This is a genomic window from Variovorax sp. P4_D9, assembly GCF_056401695.1.
Genome location: NZ_JBFUIU010000647.1, coordinates 1 through 5,081, shown reverse-complemented (window position 1 = coordinate 5,081; position 5,081 = coordinate 1). Strand labels below are relative to the sequence as shown.

The 5,081-nt window shown below is 63.2% G+C and carries 6 protein-coding genes; 3 read left to right on the top strand and 3 right to left on the bottom strand.

Going from position 1 to position 5,081, the window contains the following annotated elements; all coding sequences use genetic code 11:
- Window positions 1-12: 12 nt before the first annotated feature.
- From AC1DY5_RS41510 to AC1DY5_RS41500, 3 genes are all read left to right on the top strand, one after another.
- Window positions 13-168 (top strand): OmpA family protein, encoded by a 156-nt coding sequence (locus AC1DY5_RS41510; protein ID WP_478120266.1) that lies wholly within the window; start codon window positions 13-15, stop codon window positions 166-168.
- A 9-nt stretch (window positions 169-177) separates the two neighbouring features.
- Window positions 178-567: a hypothetical protein gene (locus AC1DY5_RS41505; RefSeq protein ID WP_478120265.1), complete on the top strand. Its 390-nt coding sequence runs from the start codon at window positions 178-180 to the stop codon at window positions 565-567.
- A gap of 328 nt (window positions 568-895) precedes the next feature.
- Window positions 896-1,315 (top strand): hypothetical protein, encoded by a 420-nt coding sequence (locus tag AC1DY5_RS41500; RefSeq protein WP_478120264.1) that lies wholly within the window; start codon window positions 896-898, stop codon window positions 1,313-1,315.
- A gap of 181 nt (window positions 1,316-1,496) precedes the next feature.
- On the opposite strand, the gene AC1DY5_RS41495 is transcribed toward AC1DY5_RS41500, so the two are convergent.
- From AC1DY5_RS41495 to AC1DY5_RS41485, 3 genes are read right to left on the bottom strand one after another with little or no spacing between them, the layout of a single operon-like run.
- A complete protein-coding gene (locus AC1DY5_RS41495; protein WP_478120263.1) occupies window positions 1,497-2,990 on the bottom strand; it encodes a DUF1254 domain-containing protein in 1,494 nt (497 codons plus the stop codon).
- Window positions 2,991-3,040: 50 nt separating this feature from the next.
- Complete coding sequence (locus AC1DY5_RS41490; RefSeq protein ID WP_478120262.1) at window positions 3,041-3,508, bottom strand: hypothetical protein; 468 nt, start codon at window positions 3,506-3,508, stop codon at window positions 3,041-3,043.
- A gap of 19 nt (window positions 3,509-3,527) precedes the next feature.
- The gene (locus AC1DY5_RS41485) at window positions 3,528-4,331 is read right to left on the bottom strand and encodes a DUF2092 domain-containing protein (protein WP_478120261.1); all 804 of its coding nucleotides are present in this window, start codon (window positions 4,329-4,331) and stop codon (window positions 3,528-3,530) included.
- Between the last annotated feature and the right edge of the window lie 750 nt (window positions 4,332-5,081).

Here is a 5,081-nt window from a genome sequence, read left to right as displayed (position 1 = left end):
CGCGCGGACGACGTGGTGCGCTACCTCACTTCGAAGGGGGTGCCGCAGAACTCGATCTCGGCGCAGGGCTTCGGAGACGCCCGCCCGGTGGCGAGCAACGACACGCCGCAGGGCAAGGCGAAGAACCGCCGCGTCGAGATTGTCATCTCGGCGGCCAGCCGACCGTAGCCACTGAGTTTGAGCCTTCTGACCCGCTGGCGCTGCCGGTTCGAGCCGTACACGAAGCACAAGACCGAGATCGACATCGGCTTCACGGCCGAAGGCCTGCCGCAGAAGAGCTATTCGCGCAGTTGCGATGCCGGCGGCTCGCTCGCGAACGTGCTGTCGGCCCGGTTCGCGGCAAAGCCTTTCGGCTGCAGCAGCCAGGTCCTGCGCATCGAGGCGGACCACATCAAGATCGAACGCTGGAGTCTGCCGGGCGGCGAGCTGTCCTTCGAAGTTTCCTGGAACGGCGACGACACCGACGCCGATCTGCGTACGTTCACCCGCCGGGCGGTCACGCCGCTGATGGCCCGCGACATCAAGCCGCTGCGCAAGAGCAAGACCGAGCTTGGCAGCAGCTGCTGATGCCAAGTTGCGCGGCCTGGTCGAGGGCTCTGTGACGCCACTTGCCGGAGCCGATGCAGGACGTCGACGCGATCTTTCGTTGGTGAATGGTCTGGGCTGTTGCCGTTGTCACCGCCGACTCTCACACTGAATTTCAGCTTGAACCATCCACAGATTCTCCTCCTCACCTGGCTGCTGAGCGCACTCTCGATGCCTGCACCCGCACAACAAGAGCAAGTCGCCCATACCGTGGCACTGGCTGAACCGATGTCGGGCAAGGCGACGCTCGCCCCGCACCACGAAGCTCACCGGCACTGTCGAGGCAGTCGATCTGATGCAACGTCGGGTTGTGCTCAAGGACCGCAAGGCAGGGGTGCTCCCCCTGACGGCCGGTCCCGATGTGCGCAACCTCGCGCAAGTCAAGGTCGGCGACCTCATCACGGTGCGTTATCTGGACGCGCTGTCGCTCACACTCAGGAAGGACGGCAAGGAACTTCGCAGCAGCGTCCAGACTGAGGACGCCGCGCGAGCCGCGGCAGGCGATTGGCCGGCAGGAACGGTCGCGCAGCAGGTCGAAATCACAGCCGACGTGATCGCCGTCAATACCCGGGCCAAGACGGTCACGCTGCGCGGACCGAAGCAAGTTGTCGATCTGAAGGTACGCGACCCCGGCCAAATGAGGCTGATCAGGGTGGGCGACCGGATCCATGCCGTGTACGCCGAGGCGCTGRCGCTCTCCGTGGATCCGGCGGCACCGGCCAAGAAATAGGCCTCGACGACGGACGACTTGACGCGGTGCCCGTACCCGCTCCGGCTGCACGTCGGTGACATGTCAGCGGCTACGCAGATTGTCGGGCGTTCACCCGGACCGATGCTCTCTGCAAGCAGCAAAACGGCGGTCCGTTCACGGGCCGCCGTTGAGTTCCTGACCAGCTTCGCGCCTGTGTCGATCAGGGTTGCAGCTCGATCTCGCCCGGTCGCCAGGTCTTGTTGAACCAYGGCTCCAGCGGTCCATAGAGGCGCAGAAGCATGAACCAGCCCTTGCCCGGAATCGTTTGCACCCAGTTGTTCTCCATTCCTGCCGGGGCCTTTGGTCCAAAGTAGACGTCCACCGAGCCGTCCGCATTGGTCTTGACACCCTTGCCCTGGCTGCTCACGCTCGGGGCCTTCTGGTCGGTCTGCACCATCGAGCGCGTCTGGTTGTCGTAGACGATGACCGACCAGAAATCCTTGACCGGCACGTTGGGCGGCAGGCGCAGCTTGTAGTTCTTGCCGCCATCCAGCGGATTGCCCTTGGCATCCTGCACCGACCAGGGGTATTGCGAGCCGCGGCCTACCATCTTCTCCTCCATGGCCGGAGTCACGGCAATGGCGAAGTAGTAGAAGAAGACCGCACCGTCGAGGTTGCTCACGCCAGGCGCCGACTCGAACTTGTAGCCGCCCAGGAAGGGCAGGCGCCAAGCGCTGCCCGGATAGAAGTACGCATCCTTCGACCGGATCTTGAAGGCGATCGTGCGTGCAGTCACCGCGCCGATGTTGGCGGCATCGGTGAGTATCTTCTTCATGCGCTCGTCGGGGTTGAAGGACTGGCCCTTGACGATGCCGATCGAGGCAAAAAGGCCCAGAGTGGTCGGATCGGAGCCGCCAGCCGGCTCTTCCTGGATGACTTGGTTCAAAAGATTCCAGAACGAGTAGTCCCCCGGCGAGACGAAGTTCGCAGGAAGCCCGGAGGCATTGATGAACTTTGTCGGCGGCGGGTTGGCGGCTTCGGCCAGGGGATAGAGACGCAGGTTCTTCTTGGCCGAGTCGATCGCTGGCTGGGTGGAACCATCGACCAGGAAGGAGCGGAACACGAAGTAGCTGCCGAAGGTGTTCGGCCGCAGGACGTGGTAGCCGGCCGGAACGTCGCCCTTGAACCCGGGCGGCAGCAGCAGGTACTTGCCGCCCTCGCCCTTGTCGGCGCCGGTGATGCCGATGTCGCCCACCCACTTGTACCAGAAGTCATCCACCGTTCCGAGCACTTTGGGCGGAATCTCGGCGACCACCGGACCCTTGCTGGTGTCGATCCACATGAAGTTGTAGATCGTGTTGTCGTTGCCCGTCAGCGCGACGGTCTTCGAGTCCATCAGGCTCTCCCAGATCACGTTGGTCTGGTTGTCGGGTCCGAACTTGCGCAGGGACTCGCGCATGCCGGCCTGATTGACGATGGGAATCGCCAGGAGATAGGCCTGCAAGGCCCGCGAGCGGTCCAGGTTGTCGTAGATCTTGTCGACAGTCTCGGCCGAAGGGTAGCCGTAGTTGAGGTTCAGTGTTCCGATGGACGAATCGATCTTGTCGGGCACGGCCACGCCCGGCGCGAAAGGTGTCGTCATCTTGTAGGGCTGTGCGAAAGCCGTTGTGGCGATGGCGGCGGCGATCACCACGCCAAGAAGTACCTTTTTCATGATTTTCTGTTTTCCTTTGTAGATTGATGAGCGAGCCATGCTGGACTGCCCTAAGGTGCAGGCACGACTTCGTAGTAGACACCGCTGGACCCGAAATAGGGCTTGTACCAATTCGGACCGGCCTGATAGAAGTGGGAGCCGTTCACGACCATATCCTTCGCCCCAATGGGCATCTGCGCCACCTGGGTGCCGATCGGCAAGTTGGGGTGGACCACGTAGGCGGGCTGCTGGACGACGATGGCCGCTGGCTGCTGGACCACGACCGCGGTGRGGCGCGCCGCTGTCGCGATCGCGGCGCCCACCGCCATGCCGGCGACCGCACCGGCGGCAGCACCGCAGCCGTAGCAGCCGGGGGGACGGTAGTAGGGGTGATAGTAGGGACGGTGCACGCCACCGACCGCAACGGCTCCGCCGCGCCAGCCGCCCGCAGCGGCGACCCATGCATTTGCAGCGGACAAGGGAGCGAGCGTGCCGGCCACGATCGCGACGCTGATGACGAGTGTCTTGATTTGCTTCATCAAATGGTCCTTTGCGTGATCACTTGGCTGGTTCGGTCGGCTTGAACTCGAGCTTCACCGCACCCTTTGGGATTGACGCGTTGAAGGTCTGCGACGCAACGGGTGCGCCGAGCTTCCAATCGGAGAACTCCACGGTGAAAGTCGGCTGGCGATCGCCGCTGCGGTAGGAAATGACCATCAGGCGCGGTAGCTTGTCGATGGCACCGATCCAGACTTCCCAGTCCAGTCCCTCGGCAGTGAACGCCAGGTGATCCGTCTTGACGCCGCCGACGGTCGACTCACCGACCCAGAACGCGCTGGAAAGATCCTTCGTCAGGAACGCATAGGGGTCCGGAACGAGAAGATCCAGAAATGGCGTCGTGGCGTCGGACCCCGGCAGCTCGCTCTTCATGAGTGATTCGATGGCGCCGCCCGCTGCCTCGCGTTGCGCATAGAACTTGCGGTCCACGCTGATTGCGGTCACCGTCTTGCCGTCGTAGACRATGTCGCTCGGGAACAGGTCTCCACGCGCCGCCACGAACAGCTTGTCGGGCCGCTGCATCAACACGCGCGAAGAGGCGAACAGGCTGACGTACTGCCCGGTCGGAGAGGGCGTCGGGACGATGCCGCGTACCTTAAATCCAAGGGTTTTCGCCCCGGCCAGCGTGTCACTCATGGCCTTGAGCAGACCGAGGGCGCGCTCGTCCTTGAGCGCCTTCGCGGGTGCTGCGACCGGCGCCAATGTCTCCTGGGCCAGTGCAATTCGATGGGATGCCAGCAATGTCCAGGCCGCCAGCAAGGCATAGCCAAGCCGACAACTGGTTCTTTTCAGGTTGAGATTCATTTAAATTTCTCCAGAACGGGTGGGGACCCAGCGAGCCTCTCCTGAGAGGCCCATTGAAGTCCGCTTTGCAGACCCTCGACCGAGTCCATCGCGCCGCTCCTGCCGCGAGGACGACGCGAGTGATGGATAAAGGCATTGGTCCTCATCGACGACCGCTGCATAGGCAGGGTGCTGATGCTCATCGGCCCTCAAGTACTTTGAGCGCGCCCGAGCTCGCTGTCTACTGCCCTTTGGGGAAGGTGCGCATGGTTGTATTTCTTAATATCCTCAGCCCCTTTGAGTCATCCGATTTCGCTCGAACGCCGTCGCGGCGTAGGTCGGCTTTTCCTATTCCTGGAGCGCCAAAATTGAGCCATTCCTCAACGCGTCCGGAAGAGGAGTTCCAAATCTTCCGGCGCGAACCTGGCGTTCGCCCGCCAACCGCACTCGGCATCGAATCGCAAATGCAGGATGGGCCCAGGGTTGTCGCTGTACGCCGCGCCTCGGCGGCGAAGTCGCAGTAGTGGCGTGCCACCCACTGCCTGTCTCACGCTCGTCCACTTCGGGTGGTCGCTGCCTCTCCGCGGGTACGTTTCTTGATTCACAGTCGAAGCCGAAAGCAGCCGCATGCGTCGTGTCGCGTCCCTGATCCTGGTCGTCCTGCTCGCCGCCTGCACGACCATCGCCCTGCAGCGCTTCGACGAACTACGGGCCGGCCGATTCGAAGCGCTTCGACCAGCCGCTCGCGCCGCCGCCCGGCGAGTCCTACGC